Origin of the sequence: Burkholderia catarinensis, from assembly GCF_001883705.2 — a bacterium.
Lineage (GTDB): Bacteria > Pseudomonadota > Gammaproteobacteria > Burkholderiales > Burkholderiaceae > Burkholderia > Burkholderia catarinensis.
This window is the reverse complement of the sequence record NZ_MDEQ02000002.1, coordinates 171571-187321: the sequence shown is the minus strand read 5'-3', so window position 1 is coordinate 187321 and position 15751 is coordinate 171571. Positions and strand designations below refer to the sequence as shown.

12 protein-coding genes are annotated in these 15751 nt (G+C 69.1%); 5 read left to right on the top strand and 7 right to left on the bottom strand.

The features are described from left to right. Window positions 1-30 precede the first annotated feature (30 nt). Window positions 31-675 carry a CGNR zinc finger domain-containing protein gene (locus BFF94_RS04050; protein ID WP_128848493.1) on the top strand — a complete coding sequence of 215 codons (645 nt, stop codon included), beginning with the start codon at window positions 31-33 and terminating at the stop codon, window positions 673-675. 48 nt (window positions 676-723) lie between these two features. On the opposite strand, the gene prpR is transcribed toward BFF94_RS04050, so the two are convergent. Continuing rightward, on the bottom strand, window positions 724-2706 hold the full coding sequence (prpR, locus tag BFF94_RS04045) for a propionate catabolism operon regulatory protein PrpR (RefSeq protein ID WP_219139023.1): 1983 nt from the start codon (window positions 2704-2706) through the stop codon (window positions 724-726). Window positions 2707-2876: 170 nt separating this feature from the next. Here prpR and prpB point away from each other — a divergent pair, with 170 nt between their 5' ends. The 4 genes from prpB to prpF all read left to right on the top strand — a co-directional run bounded on the left by prpB (window position 2877) and on the right by prpF (window position 8988). Then, window positions 2877-3770, top strand: coding sequence for a methylisocitrate lyase (gene prpB, locus BFF94_RS04040; protein ID WP_128841987.1), 894 nt, complete (start codon window positions 2877-2879; stop codon window positions 3768-3770). A 151-nt stretch (window positions 3771-3921) separates the two neighbouring features. After that, on the top strand, window positions 3922-5094 hold the full coding sequence (gene prpC, locus BFF94_RS04035; RefSeq protein ID WP_128841988.1) for a bifunctional 2-methylcitrate synthase/citrate synthase: 1173 nt from the start codon (window positions 3922-3924) through the stop codon (window positions 5092-5094). 84 nt (window positions 5095-5178) lie between these two features. Then, the gene (gene acnD, locus BFF94_RS04030) at window positions 5179-7773 is read left to right on the top strand and encodes a Fe/S-dependent 2-methylisocitrate dehydratase AcnD (protein ID WP_128841989.1); all 2595 of its coding nucleotides are present in this window, start codon (window positions 5179-5181) and stop codon (window positions 7771-7773) included. A gap of 24 nt (window positions 7774-7797) precedes the next feature. Next, window positions 7798-8988, top strand: coding sequence for a 2-methylaconitate cis-trans isomerase PrpF (gene prpF, locus BFF94_RS04025; RefSeq protein WP_128841990.1), 1191 nt, complete (start codon window positions 7798-7800; stop codon window positions 8986-8988). A 58-nt stretch (window positions 8989-9046) separates the two neighbouring features. Here the strand turns inward: prpF and BFF94_RS04020 are convergent, their stop codons facing one another. From BFF94_RS04020 to BFF94_RS03995, 6 genes are all read right to left on the bottom strand, one after another. After that, entirely contained in the window at window positions 9047-9985 is a 939-nt protein-coding gene (locus BFF94_RS04020; protein ID WP_219139022.1) for an alpha/beta hydrolase, read from the bottom strand. Between the two features lie 38 nt (window positions 9986-10023). Then, window positions 10024-11178, bottom strand: a complete 1155-nt coding sequence (locus BFF94_RS04015) for an acyl-CoA dehydrogenase family protein (protein WP_219139021.1) — start codon at window positions 11176-11178, stop codon at window positions 10024-10026. A 38-nt stretch (window positions 11179-11216) separates the two neighbouring features. Beyond that, window positions 11217-12539: an MFS transporter gene (locus tag BFF94_RS04010; RefSeq protein WP_219139020.1), complete on the bottom strand. Its 1323-nt coding sequence runs from the start codon at window positions 12537-12539 to the stop codon at window positions 11217-11219. Window positions 12540-12549: 10 nt separating this feature from the next. Continuing rightward, window positions 12550-13602 (bottom strand): porin, encoded by a 1053-nt coding sequence (locus BFF94_RS04005; RefSeq protein ID WP_128841992.1) that lies wholly within the window; start codon window positions 13600-13602, stop codon window positions 12550-12552. 88 nt (window positions 13603-13690) lie between these two features. Beyond that, entirely contained in the window at window positions 13691-14491 is an 801-nt protein-coding gene (locus BFF94_RS04000) for an enoyl-CoA hydratase/isomerase family protein (protein ID WP_128841993.1), read from the bottom strand. Continuing rightward, the gene (locus BFF94_RS03995; protein WP_128841994.1) at window positions 14488-15708 is read right to left on the bottom strand and encodes a CaiB/BaiF CoA transferase family protein; all 1221 of its coding nucleotides are present in this window, start codon (window positions 15706-15708) and stop codon (window positions 14488-14490) included. The genes BFF94_RS04000 and BFF94_RS03995 overlap by 4 nt, the downstream gene beginning before the upstream one ends. Between the last annotated feature and the right edge of the window lie 43 nt (window positions 15709-15751).

Sequence of the window (15751 nt, the reverse complement as noted above, 5' to 3'; positions counted from 1 at the left end):
TAGAAAGCGCCTGCGGGCTTGTCAACCGGCATGGTGGTTAGATACGATCCGGGCATGAGCGATACGCAACCTTCCGTCACGATGGACTGCCTGATTCCGGCGCCGTCCGAAACCCTGAGCATCGATTTCGCGAACACGCTGTACTGGCGCGGCAGCGATCCGCCGACCGAGACCTTCGGAACGATGGACGACCTGCTGGCGTGGTGCCGCGAGCAAGCCGGCGTGCCGGCCTGCCTGGCGGAAACGTGCCGCGCGCGCGGCGTGGAGGACGGCGAGCCGGCGATGCTGGCGCGCGCGCTTGCGTTGCGCGAGACGCTGTATCGGCTCTTTCATGCGCAGGCCGAGCGGCGCGAGCCGCAGGCCGACGATCTCGCGCTGCTCGGCGGATTTCTGGCGGAAGCGTCGCCGCGCGTCGCGCTGGCGCGCATCGATGGCGGCTATGCGTGGCGGATCGGGGGCGCGGGCGCAACGCTCGCGGGGCTGCTGAGCCCGGTGCTGTGGTCGGCGATCGACCTGCTCGGCGGCGCGCGGCTCGCGAAGGTCAAACGTTGCGCGAACGACGCATGCCAGTGGCTGTTCATCGACGACAGCAAGAACGGCAGCCGCCGCTGGTGCTCGATGTCGTCGTGCGGCAATCGCGCGAAGGCGTACCGCCACTATCACAAGGCCGGCTGACGAGCCGGCTCGGGCACGCGCGCACCGGCGCGGCGAACCCGATCCTGCCTACTTCGCCGACAACTTCCGCCACAGCGTCGTCTTGCTGATGCCGAGCATCGCGCAGGCGCGGTCGCGGTCGCCGCCGCACGCGTCGAGCACCGCGCGGATCTCGTCGGCTTCCGCGCGGCGGCGGCGCGCGTGCAGCGTCTGCGCATCGTCGGCGTCGGCCGCGTCGGGCGGCGTTGCGAACAGCTCGGGCGCGATTGCCTGCAGCGCGTCGGGATCGAGCGCGCCGCACGCGGCGGCCGGATCGTTTTCGTCGGCTTCCTCGGCCAGTTCCACCGCGATCCGCTCGATCACGTTCTGCAGTTCGCGCACGTTGCCGGGCCACCGGTAGCGCGCGAGGCTCGCCTGCGTTGCGCCGAGCACGCGCGCGGCATCGCCGGCGTCGCGCAGGCGTTCGGCCAGGCGCGGCTCGCGACGCGCGGCCTGCACGAGCAGCGTCGCCGCGAGCGCGGGGATGTCGGCCGCGCGCTCGCGCAGCGGCGGCAGGCCGACGTTCAGGATGTTGAGCCGGTAATAGAGATCCGCGCGGAACGTGCCGGCCTCGACGGCCGCGAGCAGCGGGCGGTGCGTCGCGGCGATCACGCGCACGTCGATGCGGATCGGCTCGGTCGAGCCGAGGCGGATCACCTCGCGCTCCTGCAGCACGCGCAGCAGCCGGCTCTGCAGCGACGGCGGCATCTCGCCGATCTCGTCGAGAAACAGCGTGCCGCGGTGCGCGGCCTCGAACAGGCCGGTCTTGCCGCCGCGCCGCGCGCCGGTGAACGCGCCTTCCTCATAGCCGAACAGCTCGCTCTCGAGCAGCGCTTCGGGAAACGCGCCGCAGTTGACCGCGACGAACGGATAGCTGCGCCGCGCGGACAGCGCGTGCAGGCTTTGCGCGATCATTTCCTTGCCGGTGCCGCTTTCGCCGAGCACGAGCACGGTCGCGTCGGATTTCGCGTACCGGCGTACGAGATCGCGCACGCGCGCCATCGGCGCCGATGCGCCGACCACGTCGTCGAGCGCGTAGCGCGCCGCGAACTGCTGCGTGGTCGGCTGCGAACGCAATGCGCGGTCGAGCCGTTCGACCGCGCGCGATTCCTGGAACGTCAGCACGCTGCCCGACGTGACGCCGCGATCGACGAGCGGCCCGCGATGCACGACGTAGCGCACGCCGCGCACCGTCGCGAGCGCGTCGCCGTCCTCGCCGCGCAGCGTGCGCAGCTCGGGCCGCAGGTCGACGAGCGCGCGGCCGACGGCCGCCGCAGGTTCGACCCCGAGCGCCGACGCGAGCCGCTCGTTGATCGCCTCGACACGGCCGCGCGCGTCGAGCGCGACCACGCCGTCGCGCAGGTGCTGCAGCAGGTTGTCGAGCCGCTGGCGGCGGAATGCCTCTGCGTGCGTTGCATACGCGACTTCGAGCGCCGTCTCGACAGCCTTGCGTACCGACGCGTGCGAATACAGGAACACCGCGCCCATGCCGGCGCTGGCCGCGAGATCGGTCACGAGGCCGGGGCCGACGATCGTCTCGATGCCGCGGTCGCGCAGGTCGTGCACGCAGGCTTCCGCTTCCTGCGCGGACTGATATGACGCAAACTGCACGTCGAGGCCGTACGCGGCGACGAAGCGGCGCACTTCAGGCGGCGTTTCCCCGGCGCTGACGAGCGCGATCCGCGACGCGTCGCGCCGGGCGCGCGCGAGCGCCTGCATCACGTCGAAGCCGGTCGGCGACACGACCACCACCGGCACCTGCGCACGCGTTTTCAGGAAGCCGCCGTTCGAGCCGGCCGCGACGATCACGTCGGGCCGCGCGGTGCCGGCCTCGGCGATCGCGCTGAGCGCATCCTCATAGGCGCGCGTCACGATGCGCACGTCGGCGCGTTCGTCGAATTCGCCGGCGATCTCGCGAAACAGGTCGCGCAGGCGGCTGATGCCCATCGCCCAGATGCGCGGGCGCACCGTGCGATCGGCCGGGCCGACGGGCTTGGTCGAGGAGAGATCCATGGCGGTCGATTATGCGCGCGCGATTTCATTTTTGAAACATGAAGTTGCCGAATTGAAATAGCCGGATGCGGCATCGCCCGTGCGGGTTGCTTAAGAATCAGTGGGTTAGCGGCGTCGCGCAAGCTGGCCCGGTCCTTGCTGTTAATGGTCGTTCCTTCAGGAGGCCGTTCATGAGCAATACGCATCTTCAGAGCGCCGGCGCGAAATTCCGCGCGGCAGTCGCGGCGGAGCAGCCGCTGCAGGTGGTCGGCGCGATCACCGCGTACGCGGCCAAGATGGCGCAAGCCGTCGGCTTCAAGGCCGTGTACCTGTCGGGCGGCGGCGTCGCCGCGAACTCGCTCGGGATCCCCGACCTCGGCATCAGCACGATGGAAGACGTGCTGATCGACGCGAACCGGATCACCAACGCGACCGACCTGCCGCTGCTCGTCGACATCGATACGGGCTGGGGCGGCGCGTTCAACATCGCGCGCACGGTGCGCTCGTTCATCAAGGCCGGCGTCGCGGCCGTGCACCTCGAGGACCAGGTCGGCCAGAAGCGCTGCGGCCACCGTCCGGGCAAGGAAGTCGTGCCGATCGAAGAGATGGTCGATCGCGTCAAGGCAGCGGTCGATGCGCGCACCGACGACCAGTTCGTGATCATGGCCCGTACCGATGCGGCTGCCGCCGAAGGGATCGATTCGGCGATCGAGCGCGCGATCGCTTATGTGGAAGCCGGCGCGGACATGATCTTCCCGGAAGCGATGAAGACGCTCGACGACTACCGTCGCTTCAAGGCGGCCGTGAAGGTGCCGATCCTCGCGAACCTGACCGAGTTCGGCTCGACGCCGCTGTTCACGCTCGACGAACTGCGCGAGGCGAACGTCGACATCGCGCTGTACTGCTGCGGCGCGTATCGCGCGATGAACAAGGCCGCGCTGAACTTCTACGAGACGCTGCGCCGCGACGGCACGCAGAAGGCGGCCGTGCCGACGATGCAGACGCGCGCCGAGCTGTACGACTTCCTCGGCTATCACGAATACGAACGCAAGCTCGACGAGCTGTTCGCGCAGGGCAAGAAGTAACGCGCCCGCGCGCCGGGACACGATTCCGGAACGCTTTGCATGCGGTCGAACCCGCCGCCGTGGCGCGGTTCGGCCGACGGCTTTGCATGGGGCCAGACTAAGCGCTGAAGCGCTAAGTCTGGCCGACACGATACACATTGGAGAACGGAACATGAGCGAGACGAAAGACGCAGCAGCACCGGCCGCCGCAGGCGCATTCAAGCCGAAGAAATCGGTGGCGCTGTCGGGCGTGACGGCCGGCAACACGGCGCTGTGCACGGTCGGCAAGACCGGCAACGACCTGCACTACCGCGGCTACGACATTCTCGACGTCGCCGAGTCATGCGAATTCGAGGAAATCGCTCACCTGCTCGTGCACGGCACGCTGCCGAACCTGACCGAACTGGCCGCGTACAAGACCAAGCTGCGCGCGATGCGCGGCCTGCCGAGCGCGCTGAAGGCGGCGCTCGAACAGATCCCGGCGTCCGCGCACCCGATGGACGTGATGCGCACCGGCGTGTCGGTGCTCGGCACCGTGCTGCCGGAGAAGGACGACCACAACCTGCCGGGCGCGCGCGACATCGCCGACCGCCTGATGGCGTCGCTCGGCTCGATACTGCTGTACTGGTATCACTTCTCGCACAACGGCAAGCGCATCGAAACCGAAACCGACGACGACTCGATTGGCGGCCACTTCCTGCACCTGCTGCACGGCAAGACGCCGTCGAAGTCGTGGGTCGAGGCGATGCACACGTCGCTGATCCTGTACGCGGAGCACGAATTCAACGCGTCGACGTTCACGGGCCGCGTGATCGCGGGCACGGGCTCGGACATCTACTCGGCGATCACCGGCGCGATCGGCGCGCTGCGCGGGCCGAAGCACGGCGGCGCGAACGAAGTCGCGTATGAAATCCAGAGCCGCTACAGCTCGCCGGACGACGCCGAAGCCGACATCCGCCGCCGCGTCGAGAACAAGGAAGTCGTGATCGGCTTCGGCCACCCGGTCTACACGATCTCCGATCCGCGCAACAAGGTGATCAAGGGCGTCGCGCACAAGCTGTCGAAGGAAGCGAGCGACCTGAAGCTGTACAACATCGCCGAGCGCCTCGAATCGGTGATGTGGGACGCGAAGAAGATGTTCCCGAACCTCGACTGGTTCAGCGCGGTGTCGTATCACATGATGGGCGTGCCGACCGCGATGTTTACGCCGCTGTTCGTGATCTCGCGCACGTCGGGCTGGAGCGCGCACATCATCGAGCAACGCGTAGACAACAAGATCATCCGCCCGAGCGCGAACTACACGGGCCCGGAAGACCTGCAGTTCGTGCCGATCGAGAAGCGCTGATCGCCCGCCGCGCGCGCCGGCGCCCCCCGTGATGCGGGCCGCCGGCGCGCGCGGAATGTCACACCCCGATTCCCGCCCCACATCATGAATACCGCCAACCGCAAACCCCTGCCCGGCACGTCGCTGGACTATTTCGACGCGCGCGCCGCGGTCGAAGCGATCGCGCCCGGCGCCTACGACACGCTGCCGTACACGTCGCGCGTGCTCGCCGAAAACCTCGTGCGCCGCTGCGATCCGGCAATCCTCGCCGAATCGCTGAAGCAGATCGTCGAGCGCAAGCGCGAGCGCGACTTCCCGTGGTTCCCGGCGCGCGTCGTGTGCCACGACATCCTCGGGCAGACGGCGCTCGTCGATCTCGCCGGCCTGCGCGACGCGATCGCGGACGGCGGCGGCGACCCGGCGAAGGTGAACCCGGTCGTGCCCGTGCAACTGATCGTCGACCACTCGCTCGCCGTCGAGTGCGGCGGCTTCGATCCGGACGCGTTCGCGAAGAACCGCGCGATCGAGGATCGCCGCAACGAGGATCGCTTCCACTTCATCGAGTGGACGAAGAAGGCGTTCGAGAACGTCGACGTGATCCCGCCGGGCAACGGCATCATGCACCAGATCAACCTCGAGAAGATGTCGCCGGTGATCCAGGCGCAGGATGGTGTCGCGTATCCGGACACCTGCGTCGGCACCGACAGCCACACGCCGCACGTCGACGCGCTCGGCGTGATCGCGATCGGCGTGGGCGGCCTGGAGGCGGAGAACGTGATGCTCGGCCGCGCGTCGTGGATGCGCCTGCCCGACATCATTGGCGTCGAGCTGACCGGCAAGCGCCAGCCCGGCATCACCGCGACCGACATCGTGCTCGCGCTGACCGAGTTCCTGCGCAAGGAAAAGGTGGTCGGCGCGTACCTGGAATTCCGCGGGGCGGGCGCGGCGAGCCTCACGCTCGGCGATCGCGCGACGATCTCGAACATGGCGCCCGAATACGGCGCGACGGCCGCGATGTTCTTCATCGACGGCCAGACGACCGACTACCTGCGCCTCACCGGCCGCAGCGACGAGCAGGTGAAGCTCGTCGAGACCTACGCGAAGGCGGCGGGCCTGTGGGCCGATACGCTGGACAACGCGCAGTACGAGCGCACGCTGACGTTCGACCTGTCGAGCGTCGTGCGCAACATGGCCGGCCCGTCGAACCCGCACAAGCGGCTGCCGACGTCCGATCTCGCCGCGCGCGGGATCGCCGGCCAGTGGGAAGAGAAGGCGGGCGAGATGCCCGACGGCGCGGTGATCATCGCCGCGATCACGAGCTGCACGAACACCAGCAACCCGCGCAACGTGATCGCCGCCGCCTTGCTCGCACGCAACGCGAACGCGCGCGGCCTCGTGCGCAAGCCGTGGGTGAAGAGCTCGCTCGCGCCCGGCTCGAAGGCGGTCGAACTGTATCTGGAAGAGGCGAACCTGCTGCCCGAGCTGGAAAAGCTCGGCTTCGGCATCGTCGCGTTCGCATGCACGACCTGCAACGGGATGTCGGGCGCGCTCGACCCGAAGATCCAGCAGGAAATCGTCGATCGCGACCTGTATGCGACGGCCGTGCTGTCCGGTAACCGCAACTTCGACGGCCGCATCCATCCGTATGCGAAGCAGGCGTTCCTCGCGTCGCCGCCGCTCGTGGTTGCGTATGCGATCGCCGGCACGATCCGCTTCGACATCGAGAAGGACGTGCTCGGCCACGACCCGGACGGCAAGCCCGTCACGCTGAAGGACATCTGGCCGACCGACGAGGAGATCGATGCGATCGTCGCGTCGAGCGTGAAGCCCGAGCAGTTCCGCAAGGTCTACGAGCCGATGTTCGCGCGCAGCGCCGACGCGGGCGAGCGCGCGGCGCCGCTGTACGACTGGCGCGCGCAGAGCACGTACATCCGTCGCCCGCCGTACTGGGAGGGGGCGCTGGCCGGCGAGCGCACGCTCACGGGCATGCGCCCGCTCGCGGTGCTCGGCGACAACATCACGACCGACCACCTGTCGCCGTCGAACGCGATCCTGCTGGACAGCGCGGCCGGCGAATACCTCGCGAAGATGGGCCTGCCGGAAGAGGACTTCAACTCGTACGCGACGCACCGGGGAGACCACCTGACCGCGCAGCGCGCGACCTTCGCGAACCCGACGCTGGTCAACGAGATGGCGATCGTCGACGGCGCGGTGAAGAAGGGCTCGCTCGCGCGCGTCGAGCCGGAAGGCAAGGTCATGCGGATGTGGGAAGCGATCGAGACGTACATGAATCGCAAGCAGCCGCTGATCGTCGTCGCCGGTGCCGACTACGGCCAGGGCTCGTCGCGCGACTGGGCCGCGAAGGGCGTGCGGCTCGCGGGCGTCGAGGCGATCGCCGCCGAAGGGTTCGAGCGGATCCACCGCACGAACCTGATCGGGATGGGCGTGCTGCCGCTCGAGTTCAAGCCGGGCACGAACCGGACGACGCTCGGCATCGACGGCACCGAAACCTTCGACGTGATCGGCGAGCGCAAGCCGCGCGCCGACCTGACGCTCGTGATTCACCGCACGAACGGCGAGCGCGTCGAGGTGCCGATGACGTGCCGGCTCGATACGGCCGAGGAAGTGTCGATCTACGAAGCGGGCGGCGTGCTGCAGCGTTTCGCGCAGGACTTCCTCGAATCGTCGCAGGCGGCCTGACAGGCGCACATTGGGAACACAGACATGGCTCACATTCCTCAAATCAGGATTCCCGCGACCTACCTCCGCGGCGGCACCAGCAAGGGCGTGTTCTTCCGGCTGCAGGACCTGCCCGATGCCGCGCAGGCGCCGGGCGCCGCGCGCGACGCGCTGCTGCTGCGCGTGATCGGCAGCCCCGATCCGTACGGCAAGCAGATCGACGGGATGGGCGGCGCGACGTCGTCCACCAGCAAGACGGTGATCGTGTCGAAGAGCGCGCGGCCCGGCCATGACGTCGACTACCTGTTCGGTCAGGTCGCGATCGACAAGGCCTTCGTCGACTGGACCGGCAACTGCGGCAACCTGTCGGCGGCGGTCGGCCCGTTCGCGATCAGCGGCGGGCTCGTCGATCCGGCGCGCGTGCCGCGCGACGGCATCGCGACCGTGCGGATCTGGCAGGCGAACATCGGCAAGACGATCATCGCGCATGTGCCGGTCACGAACGGCGCGGTGCAGGAGACGGGCGACTTCGAGCTGGACGGCGTCACGTTCCCGGCCGCCGAAGTGCAGCTCGAATTCATGGACCCGGCCGCCGATGAAGAGGGCGCGGGCGGCTCGATGTTCCCGACCGGCAACCTCGTCGACGATCTCGCGGTGCCGGGCGTCGGCACGCTGAAAGCGACGATGATCAACGCGGGGATTCCGACGATCTTCGTCGAGGCGGAAGCGATCGGCTATACGGGCACCGAGTTGCAGGACGCGATCAACGGCGATGCGAAGGCGCTCGAGAAGTTCGAGACGATCCGCGCGCACGGCGCGCTGCGCATGGGCCTGATCGATACGCTCGACGAAATCGCGACGCGGCAGCACACGCCGAAGATCGCGTTCGTCGCGAAGCCGGCCGATTACGTCGCATCGAGCGGCAAGCGCGTGAACGCGGGCGATGTCGACCTGCTGGTGCGCGCGATGTCGATGGGCAAGCTGCACCACGCGATGATGGGCACGGCGGCGGTCGCGATCGGCACGGCCGCCGCGATTCCCGGCACGCTCGTCAATCTGGCGGCGGGCGGCGGCGAACGCAACGCGGTGCGCTTCGGTCATCCGTCGGGCACGCTGCGCGTCGGCGCGGAAGCGCGACAGGCGAACGGCGAGTGGACCGTCACGAAGGCGATCATGAGCCGCAGCGCGCGCGTGCTGATGGACGGCTGGGTGCGCGTGCCGGGCGACGCGTTCTGATCGTTGCCGGTTGTATCGGCGCAGATGCGGGCGGCTTCGGCCGCCCGCGTCGTTTCGGTCAGCCGTGCAGGAAGCGGCGCAGCGCGTCGTGGCTGAGGCGGCGCGCTGTTTCGGAGACGCGTGCGCCGGGCACGATGTCGAAACCGTGTACGCCGCCGGGGAGCACGTGCAGTTCGGTCGGCACGCCCGCGCGGAGCAGGCGCTGCGCATAGTCGAGATTTTCGTCGAGGAACAGGTCGAGCGAACCGACCGACAGGAAAGCGGGCGGCAGGCCGTCGAGCCGCGTGGCGCGCGCGGCCGCCGCGTACGGCGACACGCCGTCGATGCCCGGCGCGTGACCGAGCAGCGAGGTCCAGCCGAACCGGTTGTTGGCCGCATGCCAGACGAATTCGCCGGCATGCGGATGCGGTGTGCGCGTGCAGGTGCGATCGTCGAGCATCGGGTAGATCAGGTGCTGGAACGCGAGCCGGTATTCGCCGCGGTCGCGGGCCAGCAGCGCCAGCGCGGCGGCAAGCCCGCCGCCCGCGCTTTCGCCTGCCACGCCGATCCGCGACGCGTCGATGCCGAGCGTGCCGGCCTGGCGGAAGACCCACGCGAGCGCCGCGTAGCAGTCCTCGATCGCGCCGGGAAACGCGGTTTCCGGCGCGAGGCGGTAGTCGACGGAGATCAGCGCGCAGCCGAGCTGCGTCACGAGTGACCGATGCACCGCCTCGAGATCCTTCGCCGCGCCGCGCACGTAGCCGCCGCCGTGCATGTGGACGATCGCCGGGAGCGGGCGCGCGTGTTCGTCGGGCAGGTAGATGAGGACCGGGACGTCCGGCGCACCGGCGGGACCGGGCACCGCGCGGCGTTCGAGCGTGCTGCCGGCAAGGTCGGGCGGCGGCAGCGGCAGCACGCGTTCGCGCGACTGCGCGAGGTTGTCGGCGCCGAGCGTGACGGTCGGCCAGGCCTCCAGCAGCGGGCGGATTTCCGGATCGACGAGATGCAGGGTGTTCAACGCGTAGCTCCATCGTAAAGGCGGGCGGTGCGCCGCGGTCAGAGCACGCTGCGCGCGACGACCCAACGGTGTACCTCGGTCGGGCCTTCGAAGATGCGCATCAGCCGCGCTTCGCTGGCCATCTGCTGCAACGGCATTTCCTTCGTCATGCCCATCGCGCCGAGCGTCTGCATCGCATGATCGATGACGCTCGATGCCATTTCGGTCGCGAACACCTTGACCATCGAGATCTGCGTGCGCGCATCCTGCCCGGCATCCACGCGCGCGGCCGCTTCGTAGGTCATGAGGCGGCACGCGTGGATCTGCGTCAGCGCGTCGGCGACCCACCACTGGACCGCCTGGCGCTCCGCGAGCGGCACGCCGAAGGTCTTGCGCTGTTTCGCATGGTCGCACAGCAGCGCGACCGCGCGCTCGGCGCGGCCGATGCACCAGGCAGCCATCTCCAGCCGCCGATTCGCGAGCCGTGCCTGCATCGGCGCGAAACCGGCGCCTTCCCGGCCCAGCAGTTGCACGGCGGGAATGCGGCAGTGCTCCAGCACGATTTCGTAGGTCGACAGCCCGCCGATCATCGGGATCCGGCGTTCGATGACGAAGCCCGGCGTGTCGCGGTCGACGATGAACGCCGACATGCCGCCACGCTTGCCCTTGCTTCGATCGGTCAGCGCCATCACGATCGTCCAGTCGGCTTCGACGGCGTGGCTGATCCAGATCTTCCGGCCGTTCAGCACCCAGCCATCGCCATCACGCACGGCCGTCGTCGACAACGCGCCCGGATCCGAGCCGGCGCCCGGCTCGGAGATCGCCATTGCGGCACGCGTGACGCCGCGCGCGTACGGTTCGAGATAGCGCGCGCGCTGCGCGTCGTCGGCCGCGTCGCACAGCATCCGCAGGTTCGGCGAGTCGGGCGGCAGGATGTACGGGGTGACGGTCGTGCCGATCGCTTCGTTCACGCCGACCATCGCGACGGCCGGCAGGTCCGAGCCGCCGGCGTCGAGCGGCGCGTCGAGTCCCCACAGGCCGAGCTGCCGGGAGCGCTCGTCGAGTCGCGCGCGCTCGCCGGCGAGCAGCCCGAAGCGCTGGCCGTCGGCCTCGCGCGCCATCACGGCTGCTTCGAGCGGAATCAGTTCGTCCTTCACGAAACGCGCGACGAGGTCCCGGATCATCCGGTGTTCGAGTTCGAGTTCGAAATTCATGAGAGTCGGTCAGGGTGGGAGAGGAATGTGTCGCGCCGTCAGCCGGCGTTCGCACGCGACGCTGCACGGGCGCGCAGCGTGCCGATCAATGCGATGGCGCCGGCCGCCAGCAGCGCGGCGTTGAAATAGAGCCCGCCGCGCATCGACCCGGTGGCCGTGTTGAGCACGCCCATCAGGAACGGGCTTGCGAAGCCGCCGATCGCGCCGGACATCGTGATCGCGGCGATCGCGACCGCCATCGAGCGCTTGGGCAGTGCGAGCCCCGGCAGCACCCAGAACGCGGGCAGCGCCGCGGCGTGTGTGGCGACCGCGATGCAGAGCGCGATCATCAGGTGCGATGTGCCGGCGGCGCTCGCCAGCCCGGCGAGCGCCGCCGCGCACGCGAGCATCGCGAATGCGCCATGCCCGCGCCATTCGCGCCGGCGTTCGGTGCGCCAGCCCATCCCGAGCATGCCGACGATGCCGCACAGGTAGGGCAGCGCGGACAGCAGCCCGATCTGCATTGCGCCGTGCAGGCCGCCGCGATGCAGGATCACGGGCATCCAGAACACGAGCGCGTAGCCGGCGGCCGCGATCGCAAAATTGGCCGCGCACAGCAGCCAGAAATCGCGGTGCGCGAGCAGCGGCCGCGCCGCGTTGCCGTCCGGTGCACCGGCTTCGGCCCGCGCGTGTGCGGCGCGCAGCGCGGCCTTGTCGGCGTCCGACAGCCAGCGCGCGTCGTCCGGCCGGTCGTCGAGAAACCGCAGCGCGACGATGCCGAGCGCGCTGCTGGGCAGCCCTTCGACGAGGAACAGCCATCGCCAGCCGCTCAGGCCGGCCGTACCGTCGAAGTACGTGAGGATGGCGCCCGACACGGGGCCGGCGATCATCCCCGCGAGGTACAGCGCCGTCATGAAGAGCGCGAACGCCTTCGCGCGCTGCCGCGGCGGATACCACGCGCCGAGATAGAACAGGATGCCGGGGAAGAAGCCGGCCTCGAACACGCCCAGCAGGAGCCGGCACGTATAGAACTGCGCGGGCGTCGTGACGAACATCGTCGCGGCCGAGCCGAGCCCCCACAGCATCATGATCCGTGCAATCGTCTTGCGCGCGCCGATCCGCACGAGCAACGCGTTGCTCGGAATCTCGAACGCCATGTAGCCGATGAAGAAGATGCCCGCGCCGAGCCCGTAGACGGCGTCGGAGAAGTGCAATTCGGCAGCCATCTGCGCGTGCGCGAAGCCGATGTTGATCCGGTCGATGAACGACAGCGTGTAGCAGAGGATCAGGAACGGCAGCAGCCGGCGCGAGATCCGGCGGTAGAGCGCCTGCGTCGCGCCGTCGTCGACGGCGGCCGGGCGGGTGGACAGGGTCGGGGTCATGGGCACTCCGTCAGAAGCGGTGAACGATGCCGAGCGCGAACACCTGCTCGGTGCCGCCCGGTTGCGGCTGCAGGCCGACGACGACCGTGTTGCGGGCATCGCCGCCGTTCTTCATGTAGAGATAGCGCGCGTAGAGCGAGGTCCGTTTCGACAACGGATGGTCGTAGCCGATGCCGAGCGCGGTCGCGTCGTTCGCCGAGCCTTTCACGTCGCGGCGCGCGACCGATACGAGCACGCGATCGAGTGCGCCGACGTTGATCGACGCGCCGGCACTCGCAGTCGAGAACGCCGGCAGGTTCTGCGCCGTGCTGGCGCCGTACAGAAACGCGGCGTACAGCTTGACGCGCGCGAACGCATAGTTGGCCGCGAACACGTAGTGGCGGGTCGTCGACGGGGAGACGGCAGGCGACAGGTTGCCGGCCGACGTGTCGCCCTGGAAGCCGGCGCCGAGATAGAGCCCGCCGATCCGGTACTGAAGCCCGGCGCCATAGTTGCGCCCGGCTTGCGTGGACAGCGCGTTCGGTGTCGGAAAGCCGTACGTGGCCATCACGCGCAGGCCGTTCCAGGCGGGGCTCAGATACGACGCCGCCTGGTTGAAGCGCGGAATCGGCGGCGTCGTGTTGCTCGTGATCGTATCCGTCGACGTCGCGAGCAGCGCGAGCGGTGACAGCCGTTCATTGAGTCCGAACGGATCGCCGTCGTACACGATATAGAACGCCGGCGTGTATTGCCGGCCGAGCCGGAGGTCGCCGTAGCGCGTGTTCTGCAGCGAGACGTAGGCCTGCCGGTAGAACAGCGTGCCGCCCTGGAACGATCCGTCGGCCGGCGAGAAGCCGCTTTCCAGCACGAATTTCGTCGACGTGCCGCCGCCGAGATCCTCGACGCCCGTCAGTCCGAAACGGCTGGTCGACGATCCGCCGCCGCTCTGCCGCACGCTCGACAGGCTGCCGATGCGATCTAATTCGACGTAGCTGTCGACGATCCCGTACAGCGTGACCGACGACGCGTGTGCAGACGCCGTGCACAGCACGCACGCGCCGATCAGGAATGCTTTCCGTTGCATGAAGGTGTCTCCGTTCCATGTCTTTTTTCTTGGCGCGCCCGCGTTCTGGGAGCGGTTACGCGTGTGGTGTCGCCGGGCCGCGTCGGGCTCAGCGCCCCTTGAACACCGGCTTGCGCTTCTCGAGAAACGCGCGGGCGCCCTCGATCCGGTCCTCGCTCGCATACACGTCGGGGCCGACGTCCAGCCGCAGCGCCGCGGCAACCGGCAGCCCCTGGCTGCGTGTTGCGGTTTCCTTGATGCGGCGGATCGTGAGCGGCGCGTTCGCGGCAATCGCCTGCGCCAGTTCGCGCGCGGTATCGTCGAGTGCGGCGCCGGGTACGACGCGGTTCAGCAACCCGGCGCGCTGCGCTTCGTCCGCGTCGAAGCGGCGGCCCGTGAACAGCAGCTCCATCGCGATGGCGCGCGGCAGCATGCGCGGCAGCAGCACGCTCGCGAAGTTCGCGCCCATGCCGACCCGCGCTTCGGGCAGCGCGAAGTACGCGTGATCGGCGGCGATCCGCAAGTCGCAGGCGAGGGCGATTTCGCAGCCGCCGCCGACGGCGAAGCCGTTGATTGCCGCGATGGTCGGCTTGCGCAGTTCCAGGATCAGTTCATGCACGTTGCGGGCGAGTCCGCGCATCGGCCGCATCCCGCGCATCTCGGGATCGCCGAGATCGACGCCCGCGCTGAATGCGCGCTCGCCCGTGCCGCGGATCACGACGACGCGAATCGAAGGCGTGTCGTCGAGCGTGACCAGTTCGTCGCACAGGCGCCGGATCGCTTCGGCGGACAGTGCATTGGCGACGTGCGGACGATGGATCGTCAGCCACGCGATGCCGTTGTCGTCGTTGCGCAGGATCGACGGGGCGTCGTCGCCCGTCAGCGAGGAAAACGAGCCGGATGGGGTCATGACGTGCTCCCGGTGGCATCCGCGCGCGTGTCGTGGAGCACGCCCGCCTGCCGTAACGCGTCCCGGCGCGCCGCGTCGATGCCGAACGCGTCGAGCACGGCGTCGGTGTCGGCGGCGAACGGCCGGGGCGGCCGGCGTATCGATCCGGGCGTGCGGGAAAGCTTGGCGGGGATGCCCGCGCCGGTGTACGCATCGGTGTTGACGAACATCGCGTTGCGCGCCGCCTGCGGATGACCGAACGCGTCGGCGACGGTGTTCACCGGTCCCGTCGCGACGCCGGCGTGCAGCAGCCGCTCGACGACGTCGTCGGCATGCAGTTCGGCGGTCAGCTGGCCGAGCAGCGTGTCGAGCGCTTCGCGATGCGCGACGCGCTGCGCGTTGGTCGCGAACCGCGGATCGCGCGCCAGCTCGGGCACACCGAGCGCTTCGACGAGCCGCGCGAACGTGCGGTTGTTGCCGGCGCCGGTTGCTACCGGCTTGTCCTTGCACGGATAGACGCCGTATGGCGCGATCGCGCCATACACGTTGCCGGTCGCGACGGGAACGTCGCCGGTCGCCATCCAGCTCGTGCTGACCGGATGCAGCATCGACAGCGCCGTGCTGAACAGGTCGATGTCGACGTGTTGCCCGAGCCCGGAGCGCGTCCGTTCGACCAGCGCGAGCAGGATGCTCGACACGGCGCTCAGGCCGGCCGCGTAATCGACGACCGGAAACGGCACCTTGAGCGGCATGCCACCCGGTTCGCCGTTGATCGACATGAAGCCGGCGAGCCCCTGCGCGACGGCGTCGTAGCCCGGAAACCGCGCGAGCGGGCCGTCGGCGCCGTATCCGGAGATCGAGCAATGGACGAGGCGCGGGAAGCGTTCGCGCAGGCAGTCTTCGTAGCCGATGCCCCAGCGTTCGAGCGTGCCCTGCTTGAAGTTGTCGATCAGCACGTCGGCCGTGTCGAGCAGTCGGAACAGCACGTCGCGTCCGTCCGGATGCGACAGGTCGAGCGCGAGATTGCGCTTGTTGCGGTTGAGCCCCCAGTAGTAGCTGGCGATGCCGTTCGGCATCGCGGGCCCCCAGTCGCGCGTTTCGTCGCCCTGCGGCGGTTCGATCTTGATGACGTCCGCGCCGTGATCGGCGAGCGTCTGCGCGCAGAACGGCCCCGCATAGACGCGGCTCAGGTCCACCACGCGCACGCCTGCGAGTGCGCCTTCGTTACTGCTGGTCATGGCGATGTTTCCTTCGATGTGGGTTTTGATCGTTCGGCATGCC